Source organism: Corynebacterium sp. PCR 32 (genome assembly GCF_037464985.1).
Lineage (GTDB): Bacteria > Actinomycetota > Actinomycetes > Mycobacteriales > Mycobacteriaceae > Corynebacterium > Corynebacterium kroppenstedtii_D.
In genome coordinates, this window is the sequence record NZ_JBAHVL010000005.1 from 70,363 (window position 1) to 90,930 (window position 20,568).

A 20,568-nucleotide genomic window follows, 5' to 3' on the forward strand; every position below is an offset into this window, starting at 1 on the left:
CGCCGGTGTCTTGTTCTTCAGGAGAAAGTACATGTCATCCTCACGCTCACTCTCCCGGCCGCTCAGTCGTCGGACCTTTCTGACAACAATGGGCGCCACAGCTACCGCGTTGAGCGCCGGCGCTATCGCAACAGTTAGCGGATGTTCCCACGAATCACACAGCCAGGATCACCTCGTAGTGTCACCTAAAGGGGACTCGGACACGATCGACGTCATTGGTGACGACCCCACTGGGGTCACCACTAGTTCAGCCTTCTTACACTCCGCACATGTGGCCGTTGTTACTGGTCCTCACGCAGATTTACCGACTCGCGCACGAGCATGCAACCTTGCTGCCAGCGCCGGAGTTCCCGTATTCCTCATGGAAGCAACGAACACCGACAATTCCCGAAAAAAGATCGAATCTGAGCTGAATCGCCTGGGAGTGGACACCATTGTCACCATCAAAGGAGATTCACCAGGTAACTTGCTATCACAGACGACGCCCCACGAAACAACACCAGATGCCTGGCCACATGATGTCGGCACGGGGACATATTCGTTCCACAACCTTATTGCTATTCCCCCTGCAACCACCAACGATGATACATCAGGACAACCCACCGGCGAAGGCGAACACCATCGCACGTCCAAGGCTGCCGGTCATTCCACTCTTCCTACCACGTCAGACGGGTCACCCTACCGGCCTCGACCACGTGCTATCGCCCCCTGGAACCCACAAAGCAAATCCCACAAAGAACCCAACTCTCATGGTCTCGTCCTCGGCGCTCCGAGTACCTCCCTGGCAAGTTTCACCAACGCATCGATCGCTGGACGACACGTCTTGAGACTCCCCGCAGCCGATCCACGCGCAACCCACGAATCAATCGAAGCTGTCAAAAAAGTCAACCACATCATCGCGTTGGGCAGCTTGTTTGGCGACAAAGACACGCTGTCCCGCCGTATCGACAAAGCCAGGCAGATCGATAAAGAACAGTTAGGCGGAGGCGGCATCGTCACTCCAGGACGGCACATTGTTGCCCTCTACGGCTCTACCGACGGGCCCGACCTCGGCTGCCTTGGTGAGCAAGATAAGGCTGCATCCGTTGCACGAGCCAAAAATATTGCGAAACAATACGAGGCATTTACTTCCCAGCCCGTCATCCCCGCTTTCGAGATCATCGTCACGATCGCTTCATCTGCTCCCGAAAAAAATCACTCCTATAGCCGACTCGTCAACCCAACTACCGTTGAGCCTTGGATCGACGCCATTAATAGTGCCGGTGGATACGCGATTATCGATCTCCAGCCTGGCCGTATGACCCTACTCAACCAAGCAAAGAAATACGAACGACTGCTAAAGAAGCCTTATGTTGGCCTCGCGCTCGACCCTGAGTGGCGTCTATTCGGCAACGAAAAACCTATGGAGAAAATCGGACATGTTGACGCGCACGAAATTAATGACGTTGTGTCATGGCTAGATACACTGATCGAAAACAACCACCTTCCGCAAAAACCACTGGTTGTTCACCAATTCAAGATGAACATGATCCATCACCGAGAAAGAATGATAACCGGCACGGATAACGTTGACATGGTCATCCATATTGATGGCAATGGAACGCAATCAATCAAAATGGATACATGGCATGTCATACAACAAGATTTGGATCCTGCCATCAGCGTGGGGTGGAAGAACTTCTACGATGAGGACAAACCCATGCTCACGCCGCGAGCCACAATGGCTATCCAACCTCAACCGAACTTCATCAGCTACCAATAGACCCGCGGAGGAACAGTGACACAGTCCCAACCAGCAATTAAGTCCCTCGCTCATGTTCAGACACCAGGGGCCGCCATCGCTAAGCTCCTCGACACCAACCCCGCCGACCTCAGCTGGCAAGAAACCTTCTACACATGGCTACATTCCCACCCTGAACTCTCTGAACAGGAAGAGCAAACTGCGCTGGCTATCAGGGAGAGACTAGCGCACTACACCTGTACGATCTCGCGCCCCATGGGCGGCCATGGCCTTGTCGCCACAATGTCCAATGGCGAGGGGCCAACAATCCTCTCTCGCGCGGATTTCGATGCGCTCCCGGTTACAGAAAATACCGGGGTTTCGTATGCGTCCACGGTCCGCACTATCGGACGCGACGGCAAAGAGACCGGTGTCATGCACGCATGTGGCCATGACATGCACACAACAGCGTTGCTCGGCGCCGTGGCCATTCTCGACGCCACACGAGATCACTGGTCGGGTACCTTCCATGCGCTCTTCCAACCGGCTGAAGAAGTGACGGCTGGAGCCCGTGCAATGATTGACGATGGCCTTGCTGATGAAATTTCTCGGCCCGATATCTGCCTCGGACAGCACATCCTTCCAGGTAAAGCTGGAACGATCATGAGCATGCCAGGCCCGATCCTCACAGCATGTGATTCCATTACGGTAACCATCCATGGCACAAGCTCCCATGCCTCAAGCCCGCACGAATCGGTGGATCCCATCTATGTCGCCGCGCATATCATCCTTCGGCTCCAGGGAATAGTTGGTCGGGAAGTTGATCCGGATGACTTCGCCGTGGTATCCATCGGCCAGATTCACGCTGGTAATTCAAACAACTCAATTCCTGACACCGCCACACTGACGTTGAACTGCCGCTTCTACAACACCGAGGTGCGGGATAGCGTCTACGCCGCCATCGAGCGTGTGGTCAAAGGTGAGTGCATGGCATCCGGATGTCCTAGAGAACCCGACATCTCATACTGGGCTCATGGCGAACTCACCGTGAACGATCCCACCGTATTCACGCATGTTCGTGAAACATTTAACGCTGTTTTTGGCGATGATTCCATCGACGCGCAACGCTGGACAGCGTCAGAAGACTTCTCTGAAATCCCCCGACACTTTGGAGTCCCCTACCTTTTCTGGATCGCAGGAATTACGCCCGATGACCAGTGGGCACAACGCCACGACACACCTGTACCCGCCAACCATATGCCTACCTTCTTGCCAGACCTTTCGACGATTACCTCAACAACAAAGGCCGCAGCAGCAGCTCCCCTCAGCTTTCTCTTTAAAGGATAGAACACACAGGGCCGGACTCCGGAACCATCACAGCATTGTACCGGCCACACCTCATCGTGTGGCCGGTACAATGCAGTAGTGGACATCCGGCGGATCATCATCTGATCTACTCATCCATCTCAAGGCTATGAGATGTCTAGCGCTGATGCCCTTTGAGGTCATCGCCCAGCATGTGAACATGAATCATGTTAGTGTTGCCTTCCACACCGGGAGGTGAACCAGCAGCGATCACTACTGTGTCGCCGCGTTCATAGCCGTCAATAGCGAGCAGAGCCTTATTCACTTCGGTGATCATGTCATCAGTAGTTTTAACTTCGGGAGTCAAGAAAGTCTCAGCACCCCACGTCACGGTAAGCCGGGACCGAATCGCCGGGTTTGGAGTAAACACTAATAACGGCAGATAGCTGTGCAAACGGGCCACACGACGAGCCGTATCACCGGAACTTGTGAATGCGACAACCGCCCGTGCATTCAAACGCTCAGCAATGTCACGTGCAGCGTAGGATACGACGCCGCGCTTGGTACGCGGAAGGTGGCTAAGCGGAGGAACCGTTCCATCCTGCTCTGCAGCTTTCACGATGCGAGCCATGGTTTTCACGGTCTCGACCGGGTGTTTGCCAACGGAAATCTCGCCGGAGAGCATCACCGCGTCAGTTCCATCCAACACCGCATTCGCCACATCAGAGGCTTCCGCACGAGTCGGACGGGAATTCGTAATCATGGAATCCAGCATCTGGGTAGCCACAATAACCGGTTTTGCGTTCTCCCTCGCAATTTGGATAGCTCGCTTCTGAACCATCGGGACATCTTCCAGAGGAACTTCAACACCCAAATCACCACGAGCAACCATGATGGCATCAAATGCCAAGATGATGGGCTCTAAAGCATCGACAGCCTCAGGTTTTTCCAGCTTGGCAATGACCGGCAGCCGCCGTCCTTCCTCATCCATAATCTCATGAACGAGTTCGATATCCGCAGGGGAACGAACGAAGGATAACGCAATCATGTCCACACCCAGGCGTATCGCGAATCGGAGGTCCTCGATATCCTTGTGAGACAATGCAGGAACGGAAATATCCATTCCTGGAAGGGACACACCCTTGTGGTCGGAGACGGGCCCACCCTCGGTGACTTCACAGATGACGTCGCTTCCATCGACAGCCTTACATACCAAGCCAACTTTTCCATCATCGACGAGGAGGCGATCACCAGGCTTCGCGTCTTTGGCAAGGTTTTTATAGGTCGTGGATACGCGGTCGTGGGTTCCTTCAACGTCATCAACAGTGATACGTACTGTCTCGCCGGTCTCCCACATTTCCTCGTGGTTCTTGAACCACCCAAGGCGAATTTTCGGCCCTTGGAGGTCAGCCAAAATACCGACGGCGCGACCTGACGCTTCAGAGGCTTCTCGAACCCAGTGATAGTTCTGTTCATGGTCAGCATGAACTCCGTGCGAGCAGTTGAGCCGTGCTACATCCATCCCTGCATCGACCAGTGCACGGATTTTCTCGCCACTTGCGACCGCTGGGCCCAATGTGCATACAATTTTCGTTCTTCTCTCCACGTTCACCAGGTTAGCCCGCTCATAGACGATTAGCTACCGAGAAACGGTCGAAATAAGCGTGGCAGGATCGTGACATAAATCCCACCAAGGCAAAGACCAGCAAGAATATCTTTTCTACACTGGTACAACAGACAGCCCTTTCCCATATTTATGTCTGATTACGCCCGAAATTCTTTGAGCTCCTTACGATGCCGAGACCGGGCCCAGACCAGAAACAGCACCGCACTAACAAAGCAGATAGTCGAGGTCAGAGTGTTAATGCGCAATCCACACACATGGGTAGCTTGATCTGCACGCAACAGTTCGATCCAAAATCTCCCTACAGTGTAGCCCGCAACATACAGGGCAAATACCCGTCCACCGCCAAGCTGGAAGGCGCGGTCAATCCACACAATCACCGCAGCGATGGCAAAGTTCCACAGCATCTCATAGAGAAACGTCGGCTGAACCACCGCAATGACATTGCCCGTCGAATGCCCGGTCACCGGAGCAAAAGCACCATGGGCATCGACACGTTCAAAAATCTTCAACCCCCACGGAAGGTCAGTCGGTCGCCCGTAGAGCTCCTGATTAAACCAATTTCCCAGACGTCCAATCCCCTGGGCCACCAAGATCGGCGGAGCAACTGAATCAGCAAAAGGCGCTAGTTCCAGGCGTTTCCACCGCAACACAAGCCAGGTAGCCAGGCCGCCACCAACCACTGCACCCCAGATCCCCAAACCACCATTGGTAATTTTCCACCAATCTCCTGGGGTCCCAGCAGGTCCCCAATACGAACGCCAATCCGTCGCCAAGTGGTATACACGTCCACCGATAATCCCGGCCGGAACAGCAGCTAATGCCACATCGACCACAACTTCTCGCCTGCCCCCACGGTCTGCATAACGACGTTGCGACCACACGATGGCGACAACGATCCCAACTAAGATCGACAGTGCATAGCCGCGAAGAGGCACACCACCGACCATCCACACCCCCTGAGGCGGTGATGGAATCTCAGCAACAATAAAGTGATCCGGAGCATAGAGGGTTGCTCCCACACCACCGCTCATACGTCCAGGTACATTGACATCCATCGAGACACTCGGGCTATACACCCCGTACCCCTTCGTTGAGCTCTTTCGCAAGTGCACATAGCGATTCACGTCCATCTGCCGCAGCACGAATAAGTGCAGATCCCACGATTACTCCGTCAGCATATTCCGCGATAGCAGCAGCTTGTTGCCCGTTACTGACTCCCAACCCTACCGCGACAGGAAGGTCTGTATACTCCCGTACACGCTCCACAAGGTTACGAGCATCACTACTCACCGAATCCTGGGCACCCGTCACACCCATGTGAGAGGCGGCGTACACGAATCCATCGCCTGCGCCCACCGTGCGTGCCATCCGTTCCGGATTCGTGGAAGGAGCAACAAGATAAATGGGCGCCATACCAAGTTTCTCACACACGAGGGCCCACCGCGACGATTCCTCCGGTAACAAGTCTGGGATAATCGCACCCAACCCACCGGCTTCTGCAAGTTCCTCGGCATATTTTTCCGGCCCATACTGCAGAATGGGGTTCCAATAGCTCATGACAACACTACGCCCACCACATTGAGTAATTGTGCGTACAGATTCGATGGAATCCTTCACACGAAATCCAGCGTTGAGAGCCACCGAACCAGCATCCTGAATAACCGGACCATCCATCATCGGGTCAGAAAATGGAATACCAACCTCAATCACATCCGCATACGACGCCAGAGATAGCATCAGCTCAGCAGAGTCTGACTTTGTCGGATATCCTGATGGCAGATAACCAATAAATGCCGCGCGCCCTTGACGACGAGCATCCGTAAAAACGTCACGAAGAATCCCCGCAGGCGAATCAGAAGACAAACGCATCATCAGTGCAGATCCTCCTTAGCTTCCAGGTTAAACCACGTAGCTGCAGTGTCGACATCTTTATCGCCACGACCTGACACGTTAACAATCATAAGTGGGACACCGTCCTCTAAACTATGGTCCGCGTTCTCTGCATATACACCTGCCGCTGCCACAGCATGAGCAGATTCGATCGCCGGAATAATCCCCTCGGTTTTACACAACAGCATGAACGCATCCATAGCTTGGGCGTCCGAGATCGGGAAATACTCTGCACGCCCAATGCGGTGAAGGTACGAATGCTCCGGCCCCACCCCCGGATAATCCAAGCCAGCGGAAATCGAATGTGACTCGACAATCTGCCCGTCGGCGTCTTCCATCAATGCCGCGTACGCTCCTTGGAATACACCCACATTGCCTGCCGTGATTGTCGCGGCATGACGCCCAGTCTCAACCCCATCACCGCCAGCTTCAGCACCGATCAGCCGGACAGTGGTGTCATCGATAAATCGATGGAATAAACCAATGGCATTCGATCCACCACCAACACACGCCACGACAGCATCCGGAAGGCGACCTTCCGCCTGCAAGATTTGCTCACGTGCTTCGTATCCAATGATTCGTTGAAGATCTCGAACCATCTGTGGAAAAGGATGAGGACCAGCAGCGGTCCCAAAGCAGTAATACGTCCCATCGGCGTGAGAGACCCAATAACGCATCGCTTCATTGATCGCATCCTTTAAAGTCTGCGAACCAATTGTGACAGTGACAACCTCGGCACCGAGCAATCGCATGCGGGCAATATTGAGGGCCTGTCGTCTGGCATCAACTGCACCCATGTAAATACGGCACTCAAGTCCCAACAATGCACATGCTGTCGCGGTGGCAACCCCATGCTGCCCCGCGCCGGTCTCCGCAATCACCAATGTTTTCCCCATACGTTTCGCCAACAAGACCTGGCCAAGAACATTGTTGATCTTATGAGACCCCGTATGGTTCAAATCCTCACGTTTCAGATAAACACGAGCACCGATCGCCTCAGAAAAGCGGCTGGCAAAATACAACGGCGACGGCCGACCAGAATAGTGAACGTGCAGATCACTTAGCTGTTCGATGTACTGGGGATCTGACTTCGCCTTCTGCCACGCGTCAGTCACGTCTGCAATAACACCCATTAAGGCTTCTGGAATATACCGGCCACCATAATCGCCCCAATGCCCACCACTATCAGGCTCAGTCGATGTCATGTCCGACAACACATCAGCCACAGTGGGAAGATTCTGATACGGCTTGGGGTGACGTGGTTCAAAAGTGCTCACCCACACTAGTGTGCCTTATCGACGAGCGACACACGGCACTTAGGGACTTTCCTATCACTCAGCCAGCTTCTTTGGGCAAGCCGGATGGATCCCCGCAGCCACCAATGTTTTGCATGCTAACCCAGGATCACCAGCAGTAACTAGGCCTTCGCCAACCAAGACCGCATCCGCACCAGCTCCCGCATAAGCGAGAAGATCATTACGATCTTTTACCCCCGATTCCGCAATCTTGATCACATCCAACGGCAATCCTGGCGCAATAGCGCCAAACACCGAGGTATCAACATCAAGGGTTTTAAGGTCGCGTGCATTGACACCAACAACTTTCGCACCAGCGTTGATCGCGCGTTCTGCTTCATCCTCTGTATGAACTTCAACGATGGCAGTCATACCCAGAGATTCTGTGCGATCAAGCAACGCCTCAAGCTGCGGCTGATCGAGCGCAGCGACGATAAGCAAAACTAGATCTGCCCCGTGTGCACGGGCTTCATGAATCTGATAGGGAGTGACAACAAAATCTTTTCGAAGAACAGGGATATCCACTGCCGCGCGAACAGTATCCAAATCAGCCAAGCTTCCCTTGAACCGCCGTTCTTCAGTCAAACAGGAAATAATCCTGGCTCCGTTGGCTTCATACTGACGAGCAAGCTCCGCAGGCTCCGGAATACGTGCCAAACTTCCTTTAGACGGGCTTGCCCTTTTAACTTCTGCAATAACTCCGACACCAGGAGCTGACAGCGCAGCCATGGCATCACGAGGAGCAGGCGCGTGTCGTGATTGCGCTTTGATGTCCGCGAAGCTCACACGTGCTTCACGAATCGCGAGATCATCTAAGACGCCATCGACGATCGTGTCCAAAACCGAACTCATCTTCGACTCCTAGGCCCGTATTACAGCGGTGTCCTTCATCCTAGAGGGCGGCCAGATCTAGTGATAAATCGAGGGGGACGACGTTTGTCTGACAATCCCCTCAGATGAGGACCCCTCGGTGTCACTGGACGCATCCGCTACGCGTCGTGCAACATCGGCGGCATCATCTTGAGTGGGATCAACCCCAGCATCCATGGCATCCCACAAGACACGACCAGAATCCTCATCGCTCGCCAAATCGGCTGCCAAGGAATGACGGCGCGCAGATGTTGTATCGTATTTACTACCCTTAACAGAATCCACACCAGGCCAGATTACTAACACAACTGCCCCCACAATGGCCATCAACGACGCCACGACAGTAAGAATCACCGTACCCTTGTGTACATCAATGCCCGTCACCGTCGCCCACTCTGTCAATGTTTGTGGATGACTCTTCTTCTGTGTTGCCTGGCCATTGACAAGCAAATTATGTACGCGTGTGACACCTGGCGATGACACAAGGACACTCAAGGGGCTCCACAACGAGACAACACCAACGACTGCCGTCACAGCAGCAAGGATACGCCGACCAGTACGTTTGAGGATCACCATGGCAAGACATGCTGCAATCAACGCGATAGCAACAGCGTTCATACTTGGTGCCCATACAGTACCCACCAATGTTCGAGTGAGCTCTCCCTGTTTATCATCCACCGCATGAACAGTCATCCACGTCAGATGAGAGATTCCACCAATCCCCACCGCCCCAATAATGACGAGCACAACCCCCATCCAGCGTAGTTTCGCCTCAAAGGCAGCTAATACACCACGTTGCTCCCCACTCGCAGATACTCCACAGGCAGATGCTGCTCGATCACCGTCACGTACATCGTGAGAATCCATTTTTGCTCTCCCTTACGCCACCACGCTTGGCACGTTTCGCCGTAGATGTCCGTACCCATGGCGGACAGCGGACTGAGACTACGAAACATCATGCCTACTCACGTCACACAGGCCCATCTAGTACACCATCGACATCAGCAATGGTTTCCGCCGCTGCTGTTGCCCGTAAGACCGCTGCGGCTTTATTTTGAGTTTCTTCATCTTCGGCACGTGGATCGGAATCCGCGACAATTCCGCCCCCAGCTTGGACATACATCGTTCCTCCCTTGAGGACACCCGTCCTGATGGCAATCGCCTGGTCAGTATTGCCTGAAAAATCAAAATAGCCGACAGTTCCGCCATAGATCCCACGGCGTGTGTCTTCAAGCTCATCGATAATCGTCAACGCACTAGTCTTCGGAGCTCCCGACAGTGTCCCCGCCGGAAAAGCCGCCATGAACGCATCCACCGCCGTCATATCAGGAGCTAATTGTCCTGTCACCGTCGAGACCAGATGCATGATGTGGCTATACCGCTCAATATGACGGAAATCGTGAACCTCAACAGTCCCCGGGACACACACTTTTCCGAGATCATTACGGCCAAGATCAACCAACATGAGGTGCTCAGAATTCTCTTTAGAATCCGCAGCTAGCTCACGTTCCCGTCGCTCATCCTCCTCGAGAGTGGCCCCACGTGGACGCGAGCCAGCAATCGGATGCGTCGTCACCACACCATTATCTACAGCGATTAACGACTCCGGTGATGACCCAACAATAGTGAACGATACCGACGAAAAATCATCCGTCGGAATATTCATGAGATACATATACGGGCTTGGGTTCGAATATTTCAGCATCCGATACACGTCAAGAGCACGAACGTCAGTATCCATTTCAAACCGCTGCGACAGCACAATCTGGAACGCATCTCCCGCACGAATATGGTCTTTACACACACCGATTCGGCGCCTGTGCTCGTCCTCGGTTCGCTGCCGCCGAACCACTGGTTCCGGTGTGCTAAACACATTCACCATCGGCTCACGTGGCGCAGTCAGCCGCTGTGTTAACGAATCCAACCGCCGGACAGCATCGTCATAGGCGTCGTCAACGTTCTCATCGGAACCATTGAAATTGAAGGCGTTTGCGATAAGCCACATCGTCCCCTCATGATGGTCGAGCGCCACCAAGTCTGCGACAAGAAACTGCATAAACTCGGGAATCTGAAGATCATCATCGCATGTGTCGGGAATATCCTCGATATAGCGAATCGCGTCGTGGCCGCAATAACCCACCATCCCCGACGTCATCGGAGGCATGCCATCAATAGGCTCCGTATGTAACTCCTTCAGAACAGATTTCAGCACATCGAAGGGGGTCCCGCTGAGCTGAACTCCGGTTGGCGTTGTACCCAACCATGCTGCTTCGCCATCGCGAACCGTCAGCGCAGACTTCGCACCCGTACCAATGAACGACCACCGGGACCACGATTGTCCTGGTTCCGCCGACTCGAATAAGAACGTTCCTGGTTGGTCAGCCGCCAGTGCATTATAGGCACTCAACGGTGTTTCCCCATCGGCCAGAATCTTCCGGGCCACCGGGACCACCCGATGCTGGGCAGCTAATCGTCGGAATTGGTCACGTGTCGTCGTTGTGTCAGTAATTGTCATATCCGTAGCAGTTAATGATCTCGATACATAATCAGAAGGGGAACCAGTGAGTACCACGTCACCGTCAAAACACGTTGCAGTCCCCGTATGGCACGCGGCGCCCACCTGATCTACTTTCACCAAAATAGTATCTCCATCGCAATCCAATCGAACTTCGCGAACGTGCTGAACGTGCCCGCTGGTCATACCTTTAATCCAGTACTCCGACCGAGACCGAGACCAATACGTCCCACGTCGCGTCGCCAGGGTATAAGCCAAGGCATGATCATCCATCCACGCCTGCATCAATACATCTCCCGACGTCGCATCTTGGACAACAGCGGGAACTAATCCCTGCCCGTTGCGTTTTAATCGCGCTGCAATTATCGGATCCAGCAGGTAATCTCCAGGCCCACTGCGACGCACGTCGTGACCCGTCGACGCCACTGCTCTCTTCACATCAGGAATAGTGGCCATACCAAAATGAAAGATAGAAGCTGCTAAGAGCGCATCTGCACCTGCATCCGCCGCCGGTGGAAAATGACTCACGTCACCGGCCCCACCAGACGCGATAATCGGGATCCGAACCTCCCGACGGACAGCAGCAATCAATTCCGCATCAAACCCCTGTTTGAGCCCATCACAATCCATGGAGTTGAGAAGAATCTCCCCCACACCCAATTCTTCCCCGTGTCGGGCCCACTCCAGTGCATCCATCTCAGCACTCTTGGCTCCACCATGCGTGGTGACTTCAAAGCCACTGGGCTGAGGTGTTCCACCGTCAGGAACTCGCCGTGCGTCCACCGATAACACCACGCATTGCGAACCAAAGCGTTGTGAGATCTCACGCAGTAGCTCTGGTCGGCGAATCGCAGCTGTATTCACACAGACTTTGTCTGCCCCTGCACGTAACAGCTGATCAACGTCATCAGCGCTACGCACACCTCCCCCCACAGTCAACGGTATAAAAACCTGGTCTGCTGTTCGTCGAACGACATCGAGCATGGTCCCCCGGCCCTCCACTGATGCGGACACGTCGAGAAACGTCAGCTCATCGGCACCTTCCCGGTTATACCGAACTGCCAACTCCACCGGATCACCAGCATCACGAAGATTCTTAAAATTAGTTCCCTTAACGACGCGTCCATGAGATACATCCAGACACGGGATAACTCGAACTGCTACGGACATGACCTGGCCTTTCGGCGACGAAAAAACACGACTACATGAGATATGATGAGCGTGCCCACACGCTGAATGTTTTCGCCTAGCTTAACGGTTCGAACGGGCGCGGGACTGCATGAATTCTGGATAGGAGCGTCGAATGGACACTGGGAGAGCCTGCTACTAGACCAATCGTCCCCGGCGTCCACGGTTCGTTGTTAAGGTTGGTAACCACACCACCTGCAGCCTCAACCAGGCATATTCCGGCAGCGTTGTCCCACCAGTTGGGGCTAAACGTCAAGGTACCAGCAAATACTCCGCTCGCTGTAAAGGCTAAATCAGCCCCTACTGACCCTGTCACACGCATTCGCGGATACGATTCACCAATGCTAAATAGTAGATTTTGACGATACTGGCGAGGAACACGACCACGACGCCCAGACAAAATCGAACCGAAACCGATCTGAATCACTCCCGGATCTTGTGTCGGTAACCGCGGCACAGCCTCACCATTAACAAGGAGAGGACCACCCCGAACAGCGCTATAAAATTTTCCCAACATTGGCAACGCAGTCATCCCAATGACTGGTTCACCTCGATGAATAAGCGATACAAGTATCGCACACATCGGATTCGCAACAGCATAATTGGATGTGCCGTCAACAGGGTCGACACACCACATCGTTGTGGGATAATCATCGGGATGATAGCTAAATGACGGCACTGCGGCGGGCACATCCACCCCACCCTGTAAACCAAATTCCTCACCAAGAACAGGGAATCCGGTTTCGTGGACAAGCTGTTCACAAAACTGCTGCTCTAAAGATAGATCAACATCCGTGGCAAAATCCTGAAGATCCTCATTTTTGATAATAGAAGGCTGAGCGCCAATATTCTGGCAAAAAAGATTCTCTGCATCCTTGATCAAGCGCTCGGCAATTGCCGCATAGCACACAAGTTCCGAGTGCTCTATCATCGGATCCATCACCTAGCCTTTCACCACAGCTATGTCCAACGAAGCTTCACAAGAACCACACTCACTCGCTTCCTAAGTCCACCGTGCATCACGATTCTCTCGCGACTGCTAACGCGTCCTCAAGCCTAAAGTTTCCTACATATAAGGCTTTACCGATGATGATGGAATCAATTCCCTCGCCAGTGTATTCAGCAAGCTGACGAATGTCATCGAGGCTCGAGACACCACCTGAGGCGACAATCGGAGCATCAGTAGCCATGGCCACGTCACGAAGCAGGTCAATATTGGGCCCTTCCAAAGTCCCATCACGGCCTACATCCGTGACAACAAGGCGAGAGACCCCACATGAATCCAAACGCTCAAGAACGTCCCACAAGTTCCCTCCGTCTGTTACCCACCCGCGTCCACGCAGCCGCCACTCGTCGTCAATAAGCATGGTATCCAGACCAATAGCCACGCGATCGCCATATAACTCAATAACCCGGTGGCACCAGTCAGGATTCTCTAACGCTGCGGTGCCGAGATTAACCCGCCGACAGCCGGTGTCGAGCGCCCTCCTCAAGGTGTCATCGTCTCTGATCCCACCCGAGAGTTCAACATCCACATCCAACCGGTCAACGACGTCTTTAAGAACCTCATAATTACTGCCCCGGCCAAATGCGGCATCTAAATCCACAAGATGAATCCACTCCGCACCTGCCTCCTGCCAAGCCATGGCGGCATCAAGAGGGTGGCCATATTCCGTTTCGGTCTCAGCGTCACCATGGACCAAACGGACTGCTTGACCATCCGACACATCGACGGCAGGTAATAACGTTAGAGGCATAGATGAATGATAACGGAGATCCCGCGGCTAGCCGGCAAAAGTTACAAAGTACTCACCCAGTTCTGAAGAATCACTCCCCCCACTGCACCAGATTTTTCCGGGTGAAATTGAGTCGCCCACAACGGGCCATTTTCTACGGCAGCAACAAAACGACAATCATCGTGCTGTGACCACGTTACCTTCGGCGGCGCCACTAACCCATCGTCAACCATCTCCCACTGCTGCACCGCATATGAGTGCACAAAATACACCCGATCATCACTAGCAACACCATTGAACATGTGAGATCCTTCAGGAATCTCCAGCGTATTCCACCCCATATGGGGAACAATGTTTGCATCAAGGCGTGCTACCGTTCCAGGCCACTCGCCACAACCGACGATGCTCACTACCCCCTCGTCTGATACTTCCGTCGAGAATATCGTCGGGTCGAGAGGACGGCCGGTCTCCGGATCACACATGATGCCATGGTCGTGCGCTGCTCCATGTTCTTCTCCACTACCCGTCGCCCCGGGAGGTACAACCTCACGACAACGGCGAGGTCGAGGGCTGACTTCTCCACCAGACCCGCCAGAATCACCGTGCACACCATCACCAAACTCGACACCATATTCAAAAAGAACCTGCATACCCACACAGACACCTAAGACAGGACGACCACCGGCTAAACGCTGCCCAATAAGCCGCGGCCCATGTACCTCACGTAACCCCTGCATGCACGCCGCAAAAGCACCAACACCCGGGACTAATAAACCATCCGCAGAAAGCACCAACTCCGGATCTGCTGTCACAGTCACATCAGCGCCCACACGCTCGAGAGCGCGCTCAACAGAACGCACATTCCCCGAACCATAATCAAGGATAGCCACCGTCGGACGAGCCTTACTCCCCATCATGATCACAACGCCCCTTTCGTCGACGGCACACCCTCTACACGCCCGTCACACTCCACTGCCTCCCGTAGAGCTCGAGCGACCGCTTTATATTCGGCCTCAGTGATATGATGTGGATCACGCCCGTAAAGCACCCGGACATGCAAAGCGATACGGGCATGAAACGCGAAAGATTCAAAAAAATGCTGGTTAATGACCGTCGCGTAATGACCACCGATAACTGTACTCACCATCGACGACGGCTCACCCCGGGCAACAAAATATGGGCGCCCAGACACATCCACGACAGCTTGAGCCAACGTCTCATCCATCGGGATGAAGCTTGATCCAAAGCGACGAATTCCAACTTTGTTTCCCAAGGCCTGAAAAAACGCTTCCCCCAAGCTGATGGCAGTATCCTCCACGGTATGGTGCGCATCAACCTCGAGGTCACCCTCGGCGTGTACTGAAAGATCAAAGCTTCCATGCGTACCCATAGCAACCAGCATGTGGTCAAAAAATGGCAGTCCTGTCGATATATCAGTAACACCACGACCGTCAAGGTCAACATCGACAGTAATGTGGGACTCCTTCGTCTCCCGCTCAACATGTCCAACCCGACCAAGGACAGGCATCTCACTATGGCCCGGTTTACCGCTACTCGTCATCATGTGATTCACTGTAATACCCCGTGATCAATGGCGTATTCTCGAGCAGCTTCGAGAAATCGATCATTTTCTGTCGGCAGCCCAATCGTGACCCGTAGGTAACCGTCAACTCCGACATCTCTAATGAGAACGCCCCGGTCAAGAAACTCCCGCCATGCCACGCGCGTGAGGTCCCGCCGAGACAACGTAGCGCTCCCACCAGCATCCCTGCGGTCATCATGCCCAACCCTGCAACCAGAACTAATATCCTTCCGCCCTGTCTCTGCACATTCCTCGGGGAGCACGGCGAAAAACAAGAAATTGGACTTACTAGGAACAACGTGAAACCCAAGGTCCAGCAACGCATTCTGAACTCGACCACGTTCAATAACAATCTTGTCAACCGACGCTAACGTATCAGCAGAATACCGCAGTGCCACCGTCGCAGCCGCCTGAGCTAACGCAGATAAATGATACGGAAGCCGGACCAGCATTACTGCTTCCACAAAAGCAGGAGCAGCAACAAAGTAGCCCAAGCGGCCACCTGCGAAGTCGAACGCCTTACTCATCGTCCGCGAAACCACCAACCGACCTGGATAGTCTGCCAACAACTCGCACGCGCTCGGCCCATCGTCGAATTCACCATAGGCCTCATCAACAATCACGATGCCGTCAACGTGCGGGTCTGACACAGCATCAAGGAGGACACGGATATCATCGAGAGGCGTGACACCACCCGTCGGATTATTTGGTGTCGTCACAAACACAACGGACGGCCGATGTTTTTTTATTGTGTCAACAGCACTATCGACATCAATGGCAAACCCATTTTCCTCACGCCTAGGACAATCCACAAATTGTGTGCATGTTCCCGCTGAAAGAATAGGGTGCATAGAGTAACTCGGAGTGAACCCCAACGCCCGACGACCAGGTCCCCCGAACGCCTGTAATAGTTCCTGTAGCACCTCGTTGGAGCCGTTAGCAGCCCAAATGTTGTGTTCCGTTACCTCCACCCCGGTGTACGCTGACACATAACGAGCCAGCTCTCGGCGCAACACCCTACAATCACGGTCAGGATACCGGTTAAGCCCAGAGGCGATTTTATTCACTTCTGAAACCAAGTCAACGATAAGGTCAGCGGTTGGCGGATACGGGTTTTCGTTCGTATTCAATCGGACATCCAGATCCAATTGAGGCGCCCCGTATGCGGCTCGACCTCGAAATTCCTCACGTAAAGGCAAGCTATCAAGCACCACCGCTTGCCCCCACACCGATGGTTCATGCGGTGACCTCCGCCTATGCGCATCACGATACGAATTCGTGCCTCTGTACGTCGACGCCATTACTCCTCCTCCCTTGCGGCAATGATCAGAGTATGTTAGCCACGGCAGCTCAATGAGCCGCGACCGACAGTGAGATTGTCAAAACGTGATCGAACAGATTCGCCATGAGCAGGAAGGTGCTCGGCATCAGCGAGGGTAACGATAGTATCTGCGGAAGCCCTCAAGGCCATCTCGTCGTAGTCAACCACATGAACTGATTTCACAAACGTATGCGTCGACAAACCAGAGCTATACCGCGCAGACCCAGACGTGGGAAGCACATGGTTAGAGCCAGCAGCGTAATCCCCCAACGGAACAGGTGAAAACGGCCCCACAAAGATAGCCCCCGCGTGACGGATACGTGCCGCATCCTCACGAGCATGTCGAGTCTGAACTTCAAGATGCTCCGGCGCATACGCATCAGAAATACGGATCGCAGCAGGAATATCATCAACTAGGATGATTCCAGACTGTGTGCCCCGCAAAGCGTCAGCAACACGATCATCGTTACGTGTTACCGAATAGCGCTTCTCCACTTCCTCGTCAACCGCAGCCGCCAACGAGGTGGAATCGGTGATGAGGATGCTAGCTGCCATCGGATCATGCTCTGCCTGGCTGATGAGATCATAGGCAATGTAGACAGGATCGGCAGTATCATCGGCAATAATCGCAATCTCGGTCGGCCCTGCCTCGGCATCAATCCCGACGACGCCCCGGCACACTCGCTTAGCTGCGGTAACGAAAACATTGCCCGGTCCAGTCACCATATCCACCGGGGCGAGAGCCTCACCAGCAGTCTCATCACCATAAGCCAATAAAGCGACAGCCTGCGCACCACCCACTGCCCATACCTCGTCCACGCTGAGAAGCGAACACGCAGCAAGGATCGTCGGATGTGGCCACCCACCATAATCCCTCTGAGGTGGAGATGCCACCACAAGTGACCCTACGCCGGCCTCTTGCGCTGGAACAGCATTCATTATGACGCTCGATGGATATACAGCTTGACCACCAGGAACGTAGAGCCCCACACGCCCGATTGGAATAAATTTTTCTGTCACCGTCCCACCGGCAACAACTGACACGACACTATCACGGGGTTTCGTTGCTGAGTGCACCGTCCGAATCCGCTCAATCGCAGTCTCCAGGGCTTGACGCACACTGGAATCCAACGAGTTCACAGCATCACGAATCACGCGGTCGGGGACACGAATACTCGTTGGGACAACACCATCAAAACGCTCACCATACTCACAGGCCGCCTGTGCGCCGCGTTCTCGAACAGCATCGACAATTTGCTGAACCGTGGGGATTACTGAATCAATATCGATGCCACCACGAGGCAAGGTTGCCCGAAGTTCGCTTGTGGTGGGATGAGTGCCACGCATATCGGTTACGGTCAGCATTATTATCGAAAATCCCTACTGTCATACCGCTGCCATGAGCCACGGATAGACTGCTTCGCGTTGACGATGGCCAACAACTCTTCGTTCGTGTAAAGCTAATCTACCGTTGTAGTGTGCAGCCACACTGCAAAACGGCTTTTAGTCATCGGGAAAATCACCTTTCCCCAGCACAGCAGCACACCAGTATGTGAGAGATCCCACTAGAGGTGGAACAACTAAAGCGGCACCCGGATGACTCCACACTGCCCACGTTATCCTGGAACCATCCTGGATATCATCGGTATCCGGCAACGGATGCAATGTCGACGCAACGATATTTCCAAGATCTGTGAAGACCACACCACCCAGCACAGCCACGAGAGTGACAACCCATATCATCACCGGGCCGCGTGAGCGTGGGGCCCACCGCCATGCAATGAGGGAACTTACCATCGACAGGATAAATAGCCCGCACACAAGCAGAATAAAACCGGTGAATTCTTGGCCGTCTTTGGTTGGATCGGTTGACAGATACCCACCTTCTACCGTGGCTGTCTTTGTTGGTATGAGCAAACCCCACCCGCATCCTCCCACTGCGTACACAGCCACGATGGCTACAAGAACAATGAGAGCGCGACGATACCGTTCTGAGAACAACACTGGAACCAGTATAGAGATTCCGAGGCCACTACGATGGGCACAATCAGCGTTGAGGTTCAAGGATCGCAGAGTCAAGTTCCCCATGACGTGAGCACAGGGCGTTCCACCCGTCCGGTCGAACCTGCACAACCATCCGGCGGCCACATAGTTGGCAAAACCGTGGCGCTTCAAGCCCTACCTTCATCGACGGGGAATACTGCGGGACCTCACCACCCTGTACGTCAACGCCAGTGAATGGGTCGAAGCTCGGTGCATCCCCGGTGATGACAGCATCCGACAAGTCCGTCGCCGTATTTTCTCGACTGTGACGAGGTGTCGTCCCTGTATGCCTGTGACTGCTCACTGGTTCTATCACGTGCTACCGCCTACACCGTTGCGTTGAGCGCTTTGATGGGGAGCTGCAACCGGTTCAACATATCGATATCTGTTTCCTGCGGCCGACCCAAGGTTGTCAGATAATTTCCCACGATAATGGCATTGATGCCACCAAGAAGTCCCTTTTCCGCACCCAAATCACCAAGGGTAAGCTCACGGCCACCAGCAAAACGAAGGATTGTCTGAGGTAACGCCAGTCGGAATGCTGCCACAGTCTTCAGAGCCTCGGAGGACTCCATTACAGGACGATCGGCGAAAGGGGTTCCTGGGCGAGGATCAAGGAAATTCATCGGAACTTCATGGGGCCGCAGCTCAGCTAACTGCACAGCGAATTCTGCACGCTGCTCAATAGTCTCACCCATTCCAATGATGCCACCGCAGCACACTTCCATGCCAGCATCGCGAACCATCTCCAGCGTTTCGCGACGAGCCTCCCATGTGTGTGTCGTCACAACTTGAGGAAAATAGCTCTTTGCGGTTTCTAAGTTGTGGTTGTATCGATGCACCCCGGCTTGAGCCAAACGGTCAACTTGTTCTCGTGTAAGAATACCGATCGAGGCAGCAACCTCGATATCAACTTCTGCTTTGATGGCGGCCACCGCTTTTTCAAGCTGGCTCATCAATCGCTCATCGGGCCCCTTAACTGCAGCAACAATGCAGAATTCGGTGGCCCCCGTCTTCGCAGTTTGCTTCGCCGCCTCAACAAGGGCGGGAATGTCAAGCCACGCCGAGCGCACGGGAGATTCGAATAATCCTGACTGTGAACAGAAGTGGCAATCCTCCGGACATCCCCCAGTTTTGAGAGAAATAATTCCCTCCGCCTCGACAGCGTCGCCACACCAACGCAGCCGAACTTCATGTGCTAACGCAAGAAGCTCGTCGATCCGGTCGTCGGATAGAGTAAGTACTCGAACGATCTCTGATTGACAGAGCCCTTCCCCACGCTCAAGAACCTTCTCACGCGCCAGATCCACAATATCCTGCTCTGCTGCCAATGTATCAGTACCAGCGGTGCCGTGGATGTGAGCCTGGGACGTTACGTTTTCTGACATAGTGACGTTCCTCCCTCAACATGGTGATCATTCGGAGGATCACCACTGTGTAGCCCCAGGCTATGTCATCACCACACAGTGTTCAATT

At 53.9% G+C, this 20,568-nt stretch carries 18 protein-coding genes and 1 pseudogene; 2 read left to right on the top strand and 17 right to left on the bottom strand.

What is annotated here, in order from left to right; all coding sequences use genetic code 11:
• The first annotated feature begins 31 nt into the window (after positions 1-31).
• Positions 32-1,762: a hypothetical protein gene (locus tag V5S80_RS07455; protein ID WP_395170141.1), complete on the top strand. Its 1,731-nt coding sequence runs from the start codon at positions 32-34 to the stop codon at positions 1,760-1,762.
• A gap of 15 nt (positions 1,763-1,777) precedes the next feature.
• The gene (locus V5S80_RS07460; protein WP_395170142.1) at positions 1,778-3,067 is read left to right on the top strand and encodes an amidohydrolase; all 1,290 of its coding nucleotides are present in this window, start codon (positions 1,778-1,780) and stop codon (positions 3,065-3,067) included.
• Between the two features lie 136 nt (positions 3,068-3,203).
• Here V5S80_RS07460 and pyk read toward each other — a convergent pair whose 3' ends face one another.
• From pyk to bioB, 17 genes and pseudogenes are all read right to left on the bottom strand, one after another.
• Positions 3,204-4,631: a pyruvate kinase gene (gene pyk, locus V5S80_RS07465; RefSeq protein ID WP_395170143.1), complete on the bottom strand. Its 1,428-nt coding sequence runs from the start codon at positions 4,629-4,631 to the stop codon at positions 3,204-3,206.
• Between the two features lie 158 nt (positions 4,632-4,789).
• Entirely contained in the window at positions 4,790-5,683 is an 894-nt protein-coding gene (lgt, locus tag V5S80_RS07470; RefSeq protein WP_395170225.1) for a prolipoprotein diacylglyceryl transferase, read from the bottom strand.
• Between the two features lie 37 nt (positions 5,684-5,720).
• Positions 5,721-6,524: a tryptophan synthase subunit alpha gene (gene trpA / locus V5S80_RS07475; protein ID WP_395170144.1), complete on the bottom strand. Its 804-nt coding sequence runs from the start codon at positions 6,522-6,524 to the stop codon at positions 5,721-5,723.
• The gene (trpB, locus tag V5S80_RS07480; RefSeq protein WP_395170226.1) at positions 6,524-7,747 is read right to left on the bottom strand and encodes a tryptophan synthase subunit beta; all 1,224 of its coding nucleotides are present in this window, start codon (positions 7,745-7,747) and stop codon (positions 6,524-6,526) included. Before trpB ends, trpA begins: the two co-directional genes overlap by 1 nt.
• A 126-nt stretch (positions 7,748-7,873) precedes the next feature.
• Complete coding sequence (trpC, locus tag V5S80_RS07485) at positions 7,874-8,689, bottom strand: indole-3-glycerol phosphate synthase TrpC (RefSeq protein ID WP_395170145.1); 816 nt, start codon at positions 8,687-8,689, stop codon at positions 7,874-7,876.
• Between the two features lie 57 nt (positions 8,690-8,746).
• Positions 8,747-9,574, bottom strand: a complete 828-nt coding sequence (locus tag V5S80_RS07490; protein ID WP_395170146.1) for a TIGR02234 family membrane protein — start codon at positions 9,572-9,574, stop codon at positions 8,747-8,749.
• Between the two features lie 103 nt (positions 9,575-9,677).
• Positions 9,678-11,222 carry an anthranilate synthase component I gene (locus V5S80_RS07495; protein WP_395170227.1) on the bottom strand — a complete coding sequence of 515 codons (1,545 nt, stop codon included), beginning with the start codon at positions 11,220-11,222 and terminating at the stop codon, positions 9,678-9,680.
• A gap of 66 nt (positions 11,223-11,288) precedes the next feature.
• Positions 11,289-12,392: pseudogene (gene hisF / locus V5S80_RS07500) on the bottom strand (imidazole glycerol phosphate synthase subunit HisF); the annotation flags it as partial.
• Between the two features lie 76 nt (positions 12,393-12,468).
• Positions 12,469-13,341, bottom strand: coding sequence for an inositol monophosphatase family protein (locus V5S80_RS07505; RefSeq protein ID WP_395170147.1), 873 nt, complete (start codon positions 13,339-13,341; stop codon positions 12,469-12,471).
• 88 nt (positions 13,342-13,429) lie between these two features.
• Positions 13,430-14,167, bottom strand: a complete 738-nt coding sequence (priA, locus tag V5S80_RS07510; RefSeq protein ID WP_395170148.1) for a bifunctional 1-(5-phosphoribosyl)-5-((5-phosphoribosylamino)methylideneamino)imidazole-4-carboxamide isomerase/phosphoribosylanthranilate isomerase PriA — start codon at positions 14,165-14,167, stop codon at positions 13,430-13,432.
• A 41-nt stretch (positions 14,168-14,208) separates the two neighbouring features.
• Entirely contained in the window at positions 14,209-15,063 is an 855-nt protein-coding gene (locus tag V5S80_RS07515) for an imidazole glycerol phosphate synthase subunit HisH (protein ID WP_395170149.1), read from the bottom strand.
• A gap of 2 nt (positions 15,064-15,065) precedes the next feature.
• Entirely contained in the window at positions 15,066-15,674 is a 609-nt protein-coding gene (hisB, locus tag V5S80_RS07520; protein WP_395170228.1) for an imidazoleglycerol-phosphate dehydratase HisB, read from the bottom strand.
• A gap of 41 nt (positions 15,675-15,715) precedes the next feature.
• On the bottom strand, positions 15,716-17,029 hold the full coding sequence (locus tag V5S80_RS07525) for a histidinol-phosphate transaminase (RefSeq protein ID WP_395170150.1): 1,314 nt from the start codon (positions 17,027-17,029) through the stop codon (positions 15,716-15,718).
• Between the two features lie 35 nt (positions 17,030-17,064).
• Positions 17,065-18,414: a histidinol dehydrogenase gene (hisD, locus tag V5S80_RS07530; protein ID WP_395170151.1), complete on the bottom strand. Its 1,350-nt coding sequence runs from the start codon at positions 18,412-18,414 to the stop codon at positions 17,065-17,067.
• A gap of 138 nt (positions 18,415-18,552) precedes the next feature.
• Positions 18,553-19,053 carry a hypothetical protein gene (locus tag V5S80_RS07535; protein ID WP_395170152.1) on the bottom strand — a complete coding sequence of 167 codons (501 nt, stop codon included), beginning with the start codon at positions 19,051-19,053 and terminating at the stop codon, positions 18,553-18,555.
• A 43-nt stretch (positions 19,054-19,096) separates the two neighbouring features.
• The gene (locus V5S80_RS07540) at positions 19,097-19,396 is read right to left on the bottom strand and encodes a hypothetical protein (RefSeq protein WP_395170153.1); all 300 of its coding nucleotides are present in this window, start codon (positions 19,394-19,396) and stop codon (positions 19,097-19,099) included.
• Between the two features lie 22 nt (positions 19,397-19,418).
• Positions 19,419-20,480: a biotin synthase BioB gene (bioB, locus tag V5S80_RS07545; protein ID WP_395170154.1), complete on the bottom strand. Its 1,062-nt coding sequence runs from the start codon at positions 20,478-20,480 to the stop codon at positions 19,419-19,421.
• Positions 20,481-20,568: the final 88 nt, after the last annotated feature.